Source organism: Xanthomonas sp. 60, assembly GCF_011761925.1.
The window spans coordinates 805,620-820,552 of sequence record NZ_JAASQW010000001.1; the positions used below are offsets into that span (position 1 = coordinate 805,620).

Below are 14,933 nucleotides of genomic sequence, written 5' to 3' on the forward strand. Positions count from 1 at the left end.
GGGTCAGGGAGCGCTGGAGTGCCCCGTCAGGGTAGCGGCGAGGGACGGCGTGGACAAGGCTTGACGAGGCGCGCAGGACCCCTCCGGCAGGACAATGGGGCGCCGGGTCGGCGGGCCGCTGCCGGGCGCGCCGCCGCATGGTGCTACAGCGCCAGCGCCATCGCCTGCGGAGGGTTGGCCGGGACCTGCAGGCAGGCGCGCACCGGCGCGAAGCTGCGGCGGTGTTCATCGCAGGGCCCGTGGGTGCGCAGCGCGGCCAGGTGCGCCGGCGTACCGTAGCCCTTGTGCTGGTCGAAGCCGAAGTGCGGCAGCTGCGCGTGCAGCTGCTGCATATAGCGGTCGCGGCTGACCTTGGCGAGGATGGAGGCGGCCATGATCGCGCGGTCCAGGCCATCGCCGCCGATCAACGCCTCGCCCGGCAGCGCCAGGCCCTTGGGCACCACGTTGCCATCGATGCGGGCCAGCTGCGCGGCGTGGGCCACGGCCGCCACCACCTCGCGCATCCCCTGCAGGGTGGCCTGGTAGATGTTGAGGCGATCGATCGTGCGGGCATCGATGAGCACTACGTGCCAGGCCAGCGCGCGCGCGATGATCCGGTCGTGCAGCTGCTCACGACGTGCCGCGGTCAGCTGCTTGGAATCGTCCAGGCCGTTGATGCGCGGCCGCGCCGGGTCGAACACCACCGCCGCCACCGCGACCGGTCCGGCCAGGGGGCCCCGGCCGGCTTCGTCCACGCCGGCCACCCGCAGCGGCACCGCCGCCGCCACCGGGGCGCCGAACAGGGCCTGCGTCGCCGCAGCGGCCCGGCGCCGGCTCATGCGGCTGCCGCCTCGCGGGCCAGCAGGTCCGCCACCGCCTCGGCCGCACGCGCCGAGGCATCGCGGCGCAACAGGCCGTGCAGCTGCACGTAGCTGGCCTGGAGGTCGGCGACCATCTGCGGGTGGTCGAACCACTGCAGGATCGCAGCGGCCAGCTTCTCAGGCGTGCAGTCGTGCTGCATCAGCTCCGGTGCCAGGTCCTTGCCGGCCAGGATGTTGGGCAGGGCATAGCGGTCCACCTTGAGCAGACCCAGCGCCTTGACCAGCTGGTAGGTCAGTTCGGCCACGCGGTAACCGACCACCATCGGCCGCTTCACCAGCATGGTTTCGAGCGTCGCCGTGCCGGACGCCAGCAGCACCACGTCCGCGGCGATCATGGCCGTGCGCGCCTGGCCGTCGAGCACGTGTGCATGCGCCACGGGCAGGGCGGAGGCCGAAAGCTGGGCGTTGATCATCTCCCGGCACGCGGCATTGGCCGCAGGCACCACCACGTGCAGTCCGGGGAGGCGCTCGGTCACCTGCCAGGCCGCCTCGAAGAAGGCCTGGCCGAGCTTGCTGATTTCGCCCAGGCGGCTGCCGGGCAGCACGGCCAGCACCTTCGCATTGGCGGGCAGGCCCAGTGCCGCGCGTGCCTGCTCACGGTCCACGCGGGCGGGAATCTCATCGGCCATCGGATGCCCGACAAAGCGGGCATCCACGCCATGGCGTGCATAGATGGGCGGTTCCATCGGGAACAGGCACAGCACCAGGTCGGCGCTCGCGCCGATCTTCTCGGCACGCTTCTCGCGCCAGGCCCAGACCGACGGGCTCACGTAATGCACGGTGCGGATGCCACGCTGCTTCAGCCAGCGCTCCACCGGCAGGTTGAAATCCGGTGCGTCGATGCCGATGAAGACATCCGGCTGCCACGCCCGCACGCGCTCGCGGAACTCGCTGCGCAGCCTGAGCAGGCGCGGCAGGTGGCGCAGCACTTCGGTCAGGCCCATCACCGCCAGCTCGCTGGCATCGAACCAGGTCTGGCAGCCGGCGCCGCGCATGCTGTCGCCGCCGATCCCGGCAAACTCCGCGTTGGGGAAGCGGCGTCGCAGTTCGCCGACCAGGCCCGCACCCAGCAGGTCGCCGGAGGCTTCACCCGCCACCAGTGCGATGCGCACCGCGCGCGTCTCCACGCGCACGGGGGGCAGGGCGTCCTGCAGGCCCGGCAGCGGGATGACCTGGGCCAGTGGGCGGGTGTCGGGGGTCATCGCAGCAGCGGCCGCTCGGCCTGCTCGATGAACTGCAGCAGATCGCGCACGTCCTCGCTGCTGCGCGCCTGCTCGGCCAGCTGGACCTTCGCTTCGGCCAGTGGAAGGCCGGCGACGTACAGCGTGCGGTACGCGCGCTTGATCGCGGCGATGCGTTCGGCGTCGAAGCCGCGGCGCTTGAGCCCTTCGCTGTTGATGCCGCGCGGACGGCCCAGCGAATCGCTGCCGACCATGGTGAACGGCGGGACATCACCGTTGGTCAGCGCGCCCATGCCCAGGAAGGCGTGCGCGCCGATCCGGCAGAACTGGTGCGCGCCGGCGAAGCCACTGATGATCACATGGTCGCCCACGGTGACATGCCCGGCCAGCGTGGTGTTGTTGGAGAACACGCAGTGGTTGCCGACGTGGCAGTCGTGCGCCACGTGGGTGTAGGCCAGCATCCAGTTGTCATCGCCGACCGTGGTGATGCCGCCGCCGCCGGCGGTGCCGCGGTTGATGGTGACGAACTCGCGGATCACGTTGCGGTCGCCGAGCACCACCTCGGTGCGCTCGCCGGCGTATTTCTTGTCCTGCGGCTCGCCACCGATCGCGGCATGGCCGATGAAACGGTTGTCGCGGCCGATGCGGGCCGGTCCCTGGATGCTGCAATGGGGGCCGACCTCGGTGTTCTCACCGATCTCCACATCGGCCCCGATGAGGGTGAACGCTCCCACGCGGACGCCGTCGGCCAGCCTGGCCGACGGATCGATCACAGCGGTGGGGTGGATCAACGGAGCGGCGTCGCTCATCGAGGTCCTCCTGTCAGGCCCATTCGTTCGGGGGTCACTCGCGGGTGCCGGCGCACATGACTTCAGCGCATGCGACGACGCGGTCATCGACGAAGGCCTTGCAGTCATACACCGCCATGTTGCGGATGACGCGCTTGATCTCCACGTGCATCTCCAGCACATCGCCGGGGACGACCTTGTCGCTGAAGCGGACGTTGTCCACCTTCACCATGTAGAACAGCTTGGACTGGGCATCGCGGCCGAGTGTGAGCTGGGTGAGGATGCCGCCGGCCTGGGCCATCGCTTCGATGATGAGCACGCCGGGCATGATGGGCTGCTCCGGGAAGTGCCCCTGGAAGAAGGGCTCGTTGATGCTCACGTTCTTGCGGGCAACGATCTTGCGGTTCTCGAAATCCAGCGAAACCACCTTGTCCACGAGCAGGAAAGGGTAACGGTGGGGGATCAATGCGCGGATCTGCGCGATGTCCGGCAGGGACTGTTCCAGGCTCATTCCTTCTCCTTGCTCACAGACAGGATGCGACGGGCCAGCGCATCGAGCTGTTTGAAGCGCGCGGCGTTCTTGCGCCACGTGCGGTTGTCGGTCAACGGGGTGCCTGACGAGTACTCGCCCGGCTCGGTAATGGAGTTGCGGACCACCGATTTTCCGGTGACCACGACCTTGTCGCAGATTTCCAGATGGCCCACTACGCCGACGGCCCCGCCAAGCAGGCAGTAGCGGCCGATCTTCGCGCTGCCGGCGATGCCGGTGCAGCCGGCGATGGCCGAGTGGGCGCCGATCTGCACGTTGTGCGCCACCTGCACCAGGTTGTCCAGGCGCACGTCTTCTTCAAGCACGGTGTCTTCCAGCGCGCCACGGTCCACACAGGTGTTGGCGCCGATCTCGCAGTCATCGCCGATGCGCACGCCGCCCAGCTGTGGCACCTTGATCCACTTGCCGGCATCCATGGCCAGGCCGAAGCCATCGGCGCCGAGCACCGCGCCGGGATGGATGCGCACGCGCTTGCCGAGCTTCACGCGGGTGACCAGGGTGACGCGGGCGATCAGTTCGCAGCCGGTGTCAAGCACGCAGTCTTCGCCGATCACGCTGCCGGCGCCGATGATGCAGTTCTCGCCGACCACGCTGCGCTCGCCGATGGTCACGAACGGACCGATGTGCGCGCTGGCGGCCACCGTGGCGCTGGGGTCGATGACCGCGCTGGGGTGGATGCCGGGCGCGCGCCTGGGGGCGATGTCGAAGAGGGCGGCGATGCGCGCGAAACTGGTGTAGGGATCCCTGGCGACGAGCGCCGTGCCCGGGGCGGCCTCGGCATCGTCGGCGCGCAGCACTACGATGCTGGCCTGGCTGTCGGCAAGCTGCGTGCGGTAGCGCGGGTTGGACAGGAAGGTGAGCTGGCCGGGTCCTGCATGCGCCAGCGTGGCCACGCCCCGGATGGGGGTGCTGCCGTCGCCGTGGACCTGCAGGCCGAACTGCTCGGCGAGTTGCTGGGCGGTGTAGGTAGGAGTATTCACGGCGGGAGTTTACCGCGCCGGGCCTGTCCGGTCATGCCTTGGCGAGGCCATGGCAAGCGCTGCGTTGCGTTGACTGGTCAACGGCGTGGCAACGGGCTACCGTCAAATGCAGGTCCCACCGCCCGTGCACCTTGGCCGGGCCGACACGAGAGGAGCTTGCGGTGCATGCGTTTTCCCGTTCACTGATGCTGATGGCGGCCCTGACGCCGTTGCCCGCCGCGCTCGCCGCCAACGCGGCGGCCGACACCACTGCTGATGATTTCAATACGTTGTTCAGCAGCACCTGCCTGCCGTCGTTCAGCGATCCCGCGCGGGTGGAGCGTTACATGGAATCACAGGGGATCGCGCCCTTGCCCGACGCGGCGGCGGAGAACTTCCTGCACGGTGCGCCAGGCAAGGCGTGGGCCATCGTTGTGAATGACGCCAATTACGCGGTGTCCCTTACCGACGTCGGTCTGTGCTCGGTCTACGCGCGCAAGGCCGACACGGCGGCGCTGGCGACGACCTTCGTCCGGCTGATGCATGGAGTGCCGGCGCCATTGCAGGTGACCGAGGTGAGCGCATTGGGCCCGAACCGCGAGGGTGTGCACACCCGCACCTGGGGCATGCGGGTACCGGATTCCACCATGAGCATCGCCTTCACCCTCACCACGTCCGCCGATCCCACGGTATCCGTCCAGGCGATGGCCTCGATGGCCCGGGTCGCCACTCAGACGCTCGTGCCCCTGCCGACGCCAGCGCGCTGAATCCACGCACGCGGAAAGAGAAAACGCCGGGCAGTGCCCGGCGTTTCGTCATCTATTACGCTCTGTGGGCGCTTAGAACTGCCCGCCGAAGGTGAACTGCAGGCGCTCGACTTCGTCGTTGTCTTCTTTCTTCAACGGGAAGGCGTAGCTGATCGAGATCGGGCCGACCGGGGCGCGCCACAGCAGGGCCACGCCGGTGGACACGCGCAGTTCGTTGGCCTTGAAGTTGTCCACGCCGTTGTAGACGTTGCCGAAATCGAGGAAGGCAGACACACGCGCCGACGGGCTGTCGAACAGGCGCGGGAAGTAGGCTTCGATCGAGCCGACGGTCTTCAGCGAACCGCCCAGCGGCTGGCCACGGCTGTAGAACTGGTTGGCTTCCGAGCGCGGTCCCAGGGTGTTGTCCTCGAAGCCGCGCACCGAGTTGGTACCGCCGGCATAGAAGTTCTCGAAGAACGGCAGGCCCGAGGCAGTGACCACGCGCCCGTCGGGCAGGACGGCGGTGCTTTCGTTGCCGTAGCTGTCGCCATAGCCGACCTCGGCACGCGTATTGATGACCAGCGACGGAATGATCGGCCAGTACTTGCTGATCTGATAGTTCAGCTTGTAGTACTCGACCGTCGAGCCCGGCAGCGTGGTTTCCAGACCGACACGCTGGTAGGTGCCGCGCGTGGGCATGAAGTAATCATTGCGGGTATCACGCGCCCAGCCCAGCTCCGTTCGCCAGGCGTGGAAGGTGCGGCGTCCCACGGCGTTGATGTAGTCGATGATCGACTGCGGCGTAGCGCCGTAGGTCGTGATCTGGTTGCTGTCGATGCCGAACATCAGCGAGACGGTGTCGTTCTCGGTGATCGGCACGCCGAACACCACCTGCGCCGCACCGTTGGTGCTGTTGTACTGCGCGGTGTTGAAGTCGGAATAATCCAGTTCGCGCCAGGACAGGTTGTAGCCCAGCGAGACGCCGTCATCGGTGAAGTACGGGTTGGTGTACGAGAACGCGTAGCGCTGCAGGTAGCTGCTGCGCGACGCTTCCACGGACACGCGGTTGCCGCCACCCAGGAAGTTGTTCTGCGAGAGCTGCACCGAGGTGGTCATGCCGTAGGACTGCGAATAACCCAGTCCGAACACGAAGCTGCCCGAGGTGGTTTCCTTCACGTTGTAGACCACGTCCACCTGGTCGTTGCTGCCGGTGACCGGCGGCGTCTCCACTTCCACGGCCTCGAAGTAACCCAGGCGCTGCAGGCGGATCTTGGAACGGTCGATGGCGGCCTGCGAGTACCAGGTGTTCTCGAACTGGCGCATTTCACGGCGCAGCACTTCGTCGGAGGTACGGGTATTGCCCTTGAACACGATCTGGCGCACGGCCACGCGCGGACCGGGCACCACCTGCATGTTGATCGCCACGGTGCGGTCGGCGCGGTTGGTGGTCGGGATCGGGTTGACCTTCGCGAACGCGTAGCCGATGTTCGAGAGCGAATTGGTGATCGAGTCCGAGCTGAACTCCAGCAGCGCGCGCGAGAAGGTGTCGCCGGACTTCTGGATGACCATGCGCTCCACATCTTCCTGCGGCAGCACGGTATCGCCGGTGACCTTGATCTCGCTGATCTTGTACTGCTCACCCTCGGTCACGCCGGCGGTGATGAACATATCGCGCTTGTCGGGACTGATCGACACCTGCGTGGAGTCGACGCTGAAATCCACGTAGCCGCGGTCCAGGTACCAGGAGTTGAGCTTTTCCAGGTCGCCGGACAGCTTTTCCTTGGAGTACTGGTCGTCGCGGCGGTACCACGAGGCCCAGTTGCTCTCCTTGGATTCCCAGGTCTTCAGGATGTCCTCGGACTCGAACTTCTCCGGGCCGACCAGGTTGACGTGGCGGATCTTGGCCGCCTTGCCTTCCTTGATCGCGATGGCGATGTCCACGCGGTTGCGGTCGAGCGGGCTCACCGTCGGGGTGATCTCCACGGTGTATTTGCCGCGATCGTTGTACTGCCGGCGCAGTTCCTGGGTCACGCGGTCCAGGCTCAGGCGGTCGAACGTGCCGCCCTCGCTCAGGCCGATGTCGCTCAGGCCCTTGAGCAGCTGGTCGCTCTTGATGTCCTTGTTGCCGGTGACGGTCAGCTTGTTGATCGCCGGGCGCTCCTTCACCGTGACGACCAGGATGTCGCCCTGGCGATCCAGCTGCACGTCCTCGAAGAAACCGGTCTTGTACAGCGCACGGATGGTGTCGCTGATCTTGGCATCGGACAGCTGCTGCCCGCGCTCGACCGGCAGATAGGTGAACACGGTGCCGGAGCTGATCCGCTGCAGGCCGTCCACGCGGATGTCGCTGACCGTGAAGGGCTCGGCGGCCTGCGCCATTACGGGGGCGCCGATTCCAGCAGCGAGGGCGAGGGCCAGCAGGCGGCGATTCGGGAGTCGCGTCATGTCACGTCCGGTAGAGGTCGATTGCTTGTTGCGGGGAGCCGACGTTGTAGACGGCGACAGCAGGAGAAAGTTCATCACGGGAACAGGCCAAGGATATCGTTGTAGAACGCCAGGCCCATGAGGCCGGCCAACAGGGCCAGACCCACGAATTGGCCGGCAGCCATGGCGCGCTCGCTCAGCGGGCTGCCCTTGACCAACTCGATAAGGTAATACAGCAGGTGCCCGCCGTCCAAGACCGGGATCGGCAGCAGGTTGATGATGCACAGGCTCAGCGAGAGCAGGGCAAGGAACTGGAGGAACCAGTCCACCCCTCGCTGCGCCGAGACATTGGCCACGCGGGCGATGGTCACCGGCCCGGAAACGTTCTGCAGCGAGGCGCTGCCGGTCACGATGCGGCGCATCATGGCCAGCGAATCGCTGGCCAGGCGGCCGGTTTCACGGATCGCCACCGGCACGGCAGCCAGCGGCCCATGCTTGAGCACGGTGTCATAGGCGGGCGTGTAATCCTGCGCGAAACCGATGCCGAGCTGCCAGACCTTCTGCTGGCGCCCGTCGACGCCTTCGCGCGGGGTGACCTCCAGGGCCAGCCGCTCGCCACCGCGCAGCACATCGATCATGCCCGGTCCGCCGCGCTGACCGAGCACCTGCACGGCCGGATAGACCTGGTCCACGCTTTCGATGCGCTCGCCGTCGACGGCCAGGATCAGGTCGCCGGGCTGCATCACCCCGGCCACGGCTGCATCGTCCAGCACCCGGTCCACCTGCGCCGGCTGCAGCCAGAACTGCCAGTTCAGTCCTGCCTGGACGGCCACGCGGCGCTCGTCGAAGCCGGCGGGCAGGCGGGACAGCGGCAGGGTCCGCTCGTGGGTCTGGTGCTGGGTATCCATCACCTCCAGCGCGGCGTCCTCGCGGTCCATGGCCGCCGCGGTCAGGGCCATGCTGGCATCACCCACGGTGGCCACGGGGCGTCCATCCACGGTGAGAATGCGATCACCTGCCTGCAGCCCGGCGGCCTGGGCCATGCCGGTGACGCGGCCCACGGTGGCTGAATAATCCTGCTTGCCCAGCACGAACATCGCCCAGAGCAGCAACATGCACAGCAGCAGATTGGCCAGCGGCCCGGCGGCCACGATGGCGATGCGCTGCCAGACGGTCTTGTGGTTGAAGGCCTGGCCGCGCTCCTGCGGGTGCACGTCCACCTCGCGCTCGTCGAGCATCTTCACATAGCCGCCGAGCGGAATCGCGGCGATTGCGAACTCCGTGCCGTGACGGTCGCGGCGCGACCACAGCGGTTTGCCGAAGCCCACCGAAAAGCGCAGTACTTTCACCCCGCAGCGGCGCGCCACCCAGTAGTGCCCGAACTCGTGGATGGTCACAAGCAGGCCCAGGCTGACGATCATCCACCACACCGATCGGAAGAATTCAGTCATGGCGACGCGCAGCGGTGGCGGAGCGGAGTGGCATCGGGACGGCAGGCCTCAGAGGAGCGCAATGGCGGAGCGGGTCAGCGCACGGGCGCGCTGGTCGGCAGCGAGCAGGCCCTCCAGTGTATCGGCCCCTTCGCCTGGCAATGTGGAGAGCGCCTGTTCCACCAGCGCCGGAATGGACAGGAAGCCGATCCGTCCCTGAAGAAACGCTGAAACCGCCTCTTCATTTGCCGCATTGAGGATGGCGGGCGCGGTTCCACCGGCGGCCATCGCCTGCCAGGCCAGCGCCAGGCAGGGGAAGGCGTCACTATCGGGCGCTTCGAAATCCAGCCGGCCGTGCTGGAGCAGGTCGAGCCCGGCCACTCCGGCGTCGATGCGCTGCGGCCAGCCCAGGCCGACAGCCAGGGTAGTGCGCATGTCCGGCAGGCCCATCTGGGCGAGCGTGGAGCCGTCGATGAACTCCACCAGCGAGTGCACCAGGCTCTGCGGGTGCACCAGCACCTCGATCCGCTCACCGGGCACGTTGAACAGGTGGTGCGCCTCGATGACCTCCAGGCCCTTGTTCATCAGGGTAGCCGAGTCGACCGAGATTTTCGGGCCCATCGACCACTTGGGATGGGCCACCGCCTGGGCAGGGGTCACCTGCCGCAGTTCCGCGCGAGTACGCCCACGGAACGGCCCGCCGGAGGCGGTGAGCAGGATCCGCCGCACGCCGGCGCCCTCCACGCTGGCATCCCGGGACCGCAGGCACTGGAAGATCGCGCTGTGCTCGCTGTCGATGGGCAGGATCTCGGCGCCGCCCTGCTGCGCGGTGCGGGTCAGCAGTTCGCCGGCCAGCACCAGCGATTCCTTGTTGGCCAGCAGCAGGCGCTTTCCCGCCGCCGCCGCGGCGAGCGTGGAGGACAGCCCGGCCGCCCCCACGATCGCGGCGATAACGGTATCGCACGCATCGCCTGCGGCGAGCGCATCGAGCGCGGCGGGGCCGGCGTGGGCCTGGGTCGCCAGGCCGGCCTCGCGCAGGCCGTCGCGCAGGCGCGCGAAACCGGCCTCATCGGCGATGACCGCATGCAGCGGCCGGTGCCGGGCGCAGAGCGCGAGCAGCGCCTCCACCTGGGAGCCGGCGGCAAGCACGGTGGCCTGGAACCGGTCCGGGTGGCGCGCGATGACGTCCAGCGCGGAGGCGCCGATGGATCCGGTGGCGCCGAGGACGGCGACCCGACGCAGGGCAGGAGCGGAGTTCGGGGTCACAGGCCGAAGATTTCCTTGCCGACCGCAAATACCGGCAGAGCCGCCAGCACGCCATCCACGCGGTCCAGCACGCCGCCGTGGCCGGGAATGATGTGTCCGGAATCCTTGGCGCCGGCGTGGCGCTTGAGCAGGCTCTCGAACAGATCACCCAGCACCGAGGCGAACACGGCCACCACGGTGATCAGCAGCAGCCAGGGCAGGTGCGCGGCATCCACCAGCGTCCATTCCGGCACACCGAAGCCGAGGCCGAAGGCGGTCATCACCAGCAGGCCGGCGATGAGGCCGCCGAACAGGCCTTCCCAGGTCTTGTTGGGGCTGATGCGCGGGGCGAGCTTGCGGCGTCCGAACGCGCGGCCGGCGAAGTAGGCACCGGAGTCCGCCGCCCACACCACCATCAACGAGGCCAGCAGCCACAGGTGGCCGCGGTCGTCGCCGGCGTGCAGCAGCACCAGCGAGGCCCAGGCCGGGAACACGGCCAGCGTGCCGGCCAGCAGCTTGAACGCGCGCGCCGGACTGTCCGGGTCCGCACCGAAGTTGAAGAACCGCAGCCACAGCAGGGCCAGCAGCCACCAGCCCACGCCCACCAGGGCGGCCACCCGGAACAGGAACAGGGAGCTGTCGCGGTCCCAGACCACCAGCACCATCAGCACCAGGTTGAGCAGCAGCAGGGTGGTGCGGGCCAGGGTGTCGTCCACCCCGGAGAGCTTGAGCCACTCCCACAGGCCGATCAGCATCACGGCAGCGGCGGCGGCGGCCAGCCACTGGCTGGGCAGCAGCAGGATCGCCGCGATGGCGGCAGGCGCCATGATCAGCGCGGCGATGACACGGGTCTTGGTCATGGGTGGGTCTCGGTGGCCAGGGCGGCGATCTGGGCACTGGTCAGGCCGAAGCGGCGTTCCCGCCCGGCAAAAGCGTCCAGCGCGGCCTGCAGCTGGTCGGCGTCGAAATCCGGCCACAGCACGTCGGTGAACCACAGTTCGCTGTAGGCAAGCTGCCACAGCAGGAAATTGCTGATGCGGGTATCACCGCCGGTGCGGATGAACAGGTCCGGCGCCGGCAGGTCGGCCAGCGCGACGTGGCTGCCGAGCAGCGCTTCGTCGATCTGCTCCGGCCGCAGGCGCCCGGCCGCGACTTCCTCGGCCAGCGTGCGCGCTGCGCGGGCGATGTCCTGGCGGCCACCGTAACTGGCGGCGATGCTCAGCGTCATCGCGGTGTTGTGGGCGGTACGTTGCTCGGCCAGCTGCATGCGGCTGACCAGCGACGCGCCGAAGCGCTCGCGCTCGCCGATGAAGCGCACGCGCACGCCACGCCGGTGGAGCTCGTCCACTTCGCGGTCCAGCGCATGCAGGAACAGCTTCATCAGCGCTTCCACCTCATCGTCCGGGCGCCCCCAGTTCTCACTGGAGAACGCGAACAGGGTCAGCGCCGGGATGCCCAGCTGCAGGCAATGGTCGATGGTGCGGTTGACCGCACGGGCGCCGGCACGATGGCCGATCATGCGGGGGCGACGGCGCTGCTGCGCCCAACGCCCGTTGCCGTCCATGATGACGGCAACGTGGCGCGGGAGGGCGCTGGGCAACGGCGGTGGCACTGAAGACATCGACCTCAGACCGCCATCAGTTCCTTTTCTTTCTCGGCCACGACCTTGTCGACATCCTTGATCATGCTGTCGGTCAGCTTCTGGACCTCGTCCTCGGAGCGCTTCTTGTCGTCCTCGGTGATTTCCTTGTCCTTGAACAGCTTGGCCACTTCCTGGTTGGCGTCGCGGCGGATGTTGCGGATGGCGACCTTGGTTTCCTCGCCCTCCTTGCCCACCGTCTTGGCCAGTTCCTTGCGGCGCTCTTCGGTGAGCGGCGGCAGGTTCAGGCGCACGACGGTGCCGACCACGGTCGGGGTCAGGCCGAGGTCGGAGGCGTAGATCGACTTCTCGACCGCCGAGACCAGGCCCTTGTCGAACACGGAGATGATCAGCGAGCGACCTTCGGAGACACTGATACTGGCGACGTTGCCCAGCGGGGTCTGCGAGCCGTAGGCCGGCACGGTGATGCCATCCAGCAGCGCCGGCGAGGCGCGGCCGGTGCGGATGGTGGTCAGGGTGTGGCGCAGAGCATCGATGCTCTTGGCCATGCGCGTCTGCGCGTTCTGCTTGATGTCGTTGAGCATCGCCCGGTCCTGGGTGTTTCTGGAATCGGACGATTATAGGCGAAGACGGCCATGGCCCGGGACATGCCGGCCCGGCCGTCCATCCGGCGCTCAGTTGCTGCCGCGGCCCCGGACCAGGGTGCCGATGGGCTGGCCGTGCAGGATCTTCAGCAGTTCGCCCGGCTGGCCCATGTCGAACACGCGCAGGGGCAGGTCGCTGTCGCGGGCCAGGGCGAAGGCCGCCGTGTCCATGACCTCGATCCCGCGCGAGATGACTTCATCGTAGGTCAGCGTGTCATAGCGCACGGCGTCGGAATACTTGTTGGGATCCTTGTCATACACCCCGTCCACCTTGGTGGCCTTCAGCAGCAGGTCCGCGCCGATCTCGATCGCGCGCAGCGCGGCACCGGAATCGGTGGTGAAGAAGGGCGTGCCCACGCCGGCGGCGAAGATCACCAGGCGGCCTTTTTCAAGGTGCCGGATGGCGCGGCGGCGGATGTAGTCCTCGCACACGTCGTTGATCTTGATGGCGCTCATCACGCGCGCCTTGGCGCCCACTTTCTCCAGGGCGTCCTGCATGGCCAGCGCGTTGATCACCGTGGCCAGCATGCCCATCTGGTCGCCGGTGACGCGGTCCATGCCACCGGCGGCCAGGCCGGCGCCGCGGAAGATGTTGCCCCCGCCGATCACCAGCGCGATCTCCGCACCGGCCTGCTGCGCCTCGACCACTTCGCGGGCCAGGCGGTTGATGACCTTGGGGTCGATGCCGTAGTCCTCGTCTCCCATCAGCGCCTCCCCGGAGAGTTTCAGAAGGATGCGGCGATAGGCGAGCTGGGACATTGGAGCCTCGGAATGCGTGGAATCGCTGGAGATTCTACTGGCAAGCGCGTCGCGGCTGAAGCGTTTTTGTGCGCTGCGGCGAAACGGGCCGCTCCGACCCGCGTGTCCCCCCTGCCGGCGATCAGCTCGCCGGGCCCGCCGTCTGCGCCTGCGCTGCGCTGCCCGCCGGCGTCGGTGAGCGCGCGATCACGCGGTTGCGGCCCAGGCTCTTGGAGCGGTACAGCACGTCGTCAGCCGCGCGCAGCAGGTCCTGCACGTCGGCGAAGCGCTCGTAGCCTCCCTGCGTGGCCACCCCGGCGGAGAAGGTGATGAACAGCGGGCTGCCATCGAGTTCCGCCATGGGGGTCACCACGATGCTGGCCAGCACACGGCGGATGACCTCCAGCGCGACGTGTTCGGTGGTGTTGGGCAGCAATGCGACGAACTCTTCGCCGCCGAAACGGGCGACCGTGTCGGTCTGCCGCAGGTGGCCCTGCAGCTTGCCGGCGAAGGCGCGCAGTACCTCGTCGCCGGTCAGGTGGCCGTGGGCATCGTTGATCTTCTTGAAGTCGTCCAGGTCGATGAAGGCCACCGAAAGCGGCCAGCCGTGGCGACTGGCACGCATGAACTCCTGCTCCAGCACCGATTCCAGCTGGCGCCGGTTGAGCACGCCGGTCAATGCATCGCGGTGGGCCTGTTCGGCCAGCCGGTTGGCGCGGGCTTCGGATTCGTCGGCACGGCGCGTGGCCTGCTCGGCATCCAGCGCCTGGCGCAGCGTACGCAGCGTGGCCAGCTCCTGGGCGTGTTCGATCAGCTGCTGCACGCGCGCCGGCGACGCCGGCGAGGTGTCGAACAGGCTGGCGATGGTGGGCAGGGCCTCGCTGATCCGTGCCAGTACCTGGTCGAACTGCGCGCTGTCGAGCTGCAGCCGGTCGTTGACGCGTGCCAGGGCGCGTTCCCGCGCGGCATCGGCATCCTCGTCCAGCCAGATGTCGGCCACCGCGCCGGAAAGCTGCACGCAGGCCTGGAAGGTGTCGGACGAGAGGGTCTCGTCTTCGCTGTGGGCGATGCTTTCGGAGAGGTAGCGCGGCAGGTCCCACTGCTCGGCCATCCATGCGCCGACATCGGCGTGCGTGCACTGCAACTGCGCGCGCTCGGCGGCCAGCAGCGCAGCGTTGTCGTGGGCACCGCGCAGCAGCGGCAGGTACGTATCCGGCTGCGCCTGGGCGAGGGCGAGCACGCCGATGTCCTGCAGCAGGCCGCCCAGCATGAGCTCTTCGAGCCGGCGCAGTCCGCGCGCATGGCCAAGCTGGTTGGCGGCCAGCGCGCTGAGGATGCTGCGTCGCCACGCGCGTTCGCGCAGGTCCTGACCGTTGCCGCTGGCGGCGCCGGCCAGACCCTGTGTCACGGTGAAACCCAGGGCCAGTGTGAGGGTGGCATTGAGGCCGAGCATGGTCAGCGCCTGTCCGAGATTCTCGATCCGGCGGCGGCTGGCATACAGCGGGGAATTGGCGATGCGCAGCATGCGCGCACTCAGTCCCATGTCCAGGCCGATGATGTCCGCGGCGGTGCTGATGTCCGCTTCGGGGTCCTGCGCCAGTTCGATGATGCGCAGCGCGATGCCGGGTGGCGACGGAAGATTGCGGCACAGCGCCAGGACGGCGGTCAGCTCGGGAGGCATATCGGGTCGATCGTTTCGTAGGGCGGGGATAAGGGGTCCGTCATGGATCCGCGATGCAGCCCGTGCATCCCACGATACTCCCCTGCG

General features: G+C 68.0%; 14 protein-coding genes. 1 reads left to right on the top strand and 13 read right to left on the bottom strand.

The window, feature by feature from the left end; genetic code table 11:
* Nucleotides 1-143: 143 nt before the first annotated feature.
* From FHY09_RS03650 to lpxD, 5 genes are read right to left on the bottom strand one after another with little or no spacing between them, the layout of a single operon-like run.
* Nucleotides 144-818, bottom strand: a complete 675-nt coding sequence (locus tag FHY09_RS03650) for a ribonuclease HII (RefSeq protein WP_166924201.1) — start codon at nt 816-818, stop codon at nt 144-146.
* On the bottom strand, nt 815-2,062 hold the full coding sequence (lpxB, locus tag FHY09_RS03655) for a lipid-A-disaccharide synthase (RefSeq protein ID WP_166924203.1): 1,248 nt from the start codon (nt 2,060-2,062) through the stop codon (nt 815-817). Before lpxB ends, FHY09_RS03650 begins: the two co-directional genes overlap by 4 nt.
* Nucleotides 2,059-2,850 (bottom strand): acyl-ACP--UDP-N-acetylglucosamine O-acyltransferase, encoded by a 792-nt coding sequence (gene lpxA, locus FHY09_RS03660; protein ID WP_166924205.1) that lies wholly within the window; start codon nt 2,848-2,850, stop codon nt 2,059-2,061. Before lpxA ends, lpxB begins: the two co-directional genes overlap by 4 nt.
* A 34-nt stretch (nt 2,851-2,884) precedes the next feature.
* Nucleotides 2,885-3,340 carry a 3-hydroxyacyl-ACP dehydratase FabZ gene (gene fabZ / locus FHY09_RS03665; RefSeq protein WP_166924207.1) on the bottom strand — a complete coding sequence of 152 codons (456 nt, stop codon included), beginning with the start codon at nt 3,338-3,340 and terminating at the stop codon, nt 2,885-2,887.
* Nucleotides 3,337-4,359, bottom strand: coding sequence for a UDP-3-O-(3-hydroxymyristoyl)glucosamine N-acyltransferase (lpxD, locus tag FHY09_RS03670; RefSeq protein ID WP_166924209.1), 1,023 nt, complete (start codon nt 4,357-4,359; stop codon nt 3,337-3,339). The genes fabZ and lpxD overlap by 4 nt, the downstream gene beginning before the upstream one ends.
* 161 nt (nt 4,360-4,520) lie before the next feature.
* Between lpxD and FHY09_RS03675 the strand changes: the two genes are divergently transcribed.
* Nucleotides 4,521-5,105: an NMCC_0638 family (lipo)protein gene (locus FHY09_RS03675; RefSeq protein WP_166924211.1), complete on the top strand. Its 585-nt coding sequence runs from the start codon at nt 4,521-4,523 to the stop codon at nt 5,103-5,105.
* 72 nt (nt 5,106-5,177) lie between these two features.
* Here FHY09_RS03675 and bamA read toward each other — a convergent pair whose 3' ends face one another.
* From bamA to FHY09_RS03715, 8 genes are all read right to left on the bottom strand, one after another.
* Nucleotides 5,178-7,529 (bottom strand): outer membrane protein assembly factor BamA, encoded by a 2,352-nt coding sequence (gene bamA / locus FHY09_RS03680; RefSeq protein ID WP_166924213.1) that lies wholly within the window; start codon nt 7,527-7,529, stop codon nt 5,178-5,180.
* A gap of 74 nt (nt 7,530-7,603) precedes the next feature.
* A complete protein-coding gene (rseP, locus tag FHY09_RS03685; RefSeq protein WP_166924215.1) occupies nt 7,604-8,959 on the bottom strand; it encodes an RIP metalloprotease RseP in 1,356 nt (451 codons plus the stop codon).
* A gap of 48 nt (nt 8,960-9,007) precedes the next feature.
* A complete protein-coding gene (gene dxr, locus FHY09_RS03690; RefSeq protein WP_166924217.1) occupies nt 9,008-10,204 on the bottom strand; it encodes a 1-deoxy-D-xylulose-5-phosphate reductoisomerase in 1,197 nt (398 codons plus the stop codon).
* On the bottom strand, nt 10,201-11,043 hold the full coding sequence (locus tag FHY09_RS03695) for a phosphatidate cytidylyltransferase (RefSeq protein ID WP_166924219.1): 843 nt from the start codon (nt 11,041-11,043) through the stop codon (nt 10,201-10,203). The genes dxr and FHY09_RS03695 overlap by 4 nt, the downstream gene beginning before the upstream one ends.
* On the bottom strand, nt 11,040-11,804 hold the full coding sequence (gene uppS, locus FHY09_RS03700; protein WP_166924221.1) for a polyprenyl diphosphate synthase: 765 nt from the start codon (nt 11,802-11,804) through the stop codon (nt 11,040-11,042). Before uppS ends, FHY09_RS03695 begins: the two co-directional genes overlap by 4 nt.
* A 5-nt stretch (nt 11,805-11,809) precedes the next feature.
* Nucleotides 11,810-12,367: a ribosome recycling factor gene (gene frr, locus FHY09_RS03705; protein WP_166924223.1), complete on the bottom strand. Its 558-nt coding sequence runs from the start codon at nt 12,365-12,367 to the stop codon at nt 11,810-11,812.
* A gap of 90 nt (nt 12,368-12,457) precedes the next feature.
* Nucleotides 12,458-13,186 carry a UMP kinase gene (gene pyrH / locus FHY09_RS03710; protein ID WP_166924225.1) on the bottom strand — a complete coding sequence of 243 codons (729 nt, stop codon included), beginning with the start codon at nt 13,184-13,186 and terminating at the stop codon, nt 12,458-12,460.
* 121 nt (nt 13,187-13,307) lie between these two features.
* Complete coding sequence (locus FHY09_RS03715) at nt 13,308-14,846, bottom strand: HDOD domain-containing protein (protein WP_166924227.1); 1,539 nt, start codon at nt 14,844-14,846, stop codon at nt 13,308-13,310.
* Nucleotides 14,847-14,933 lie beyond the last annotated feature (87 nt).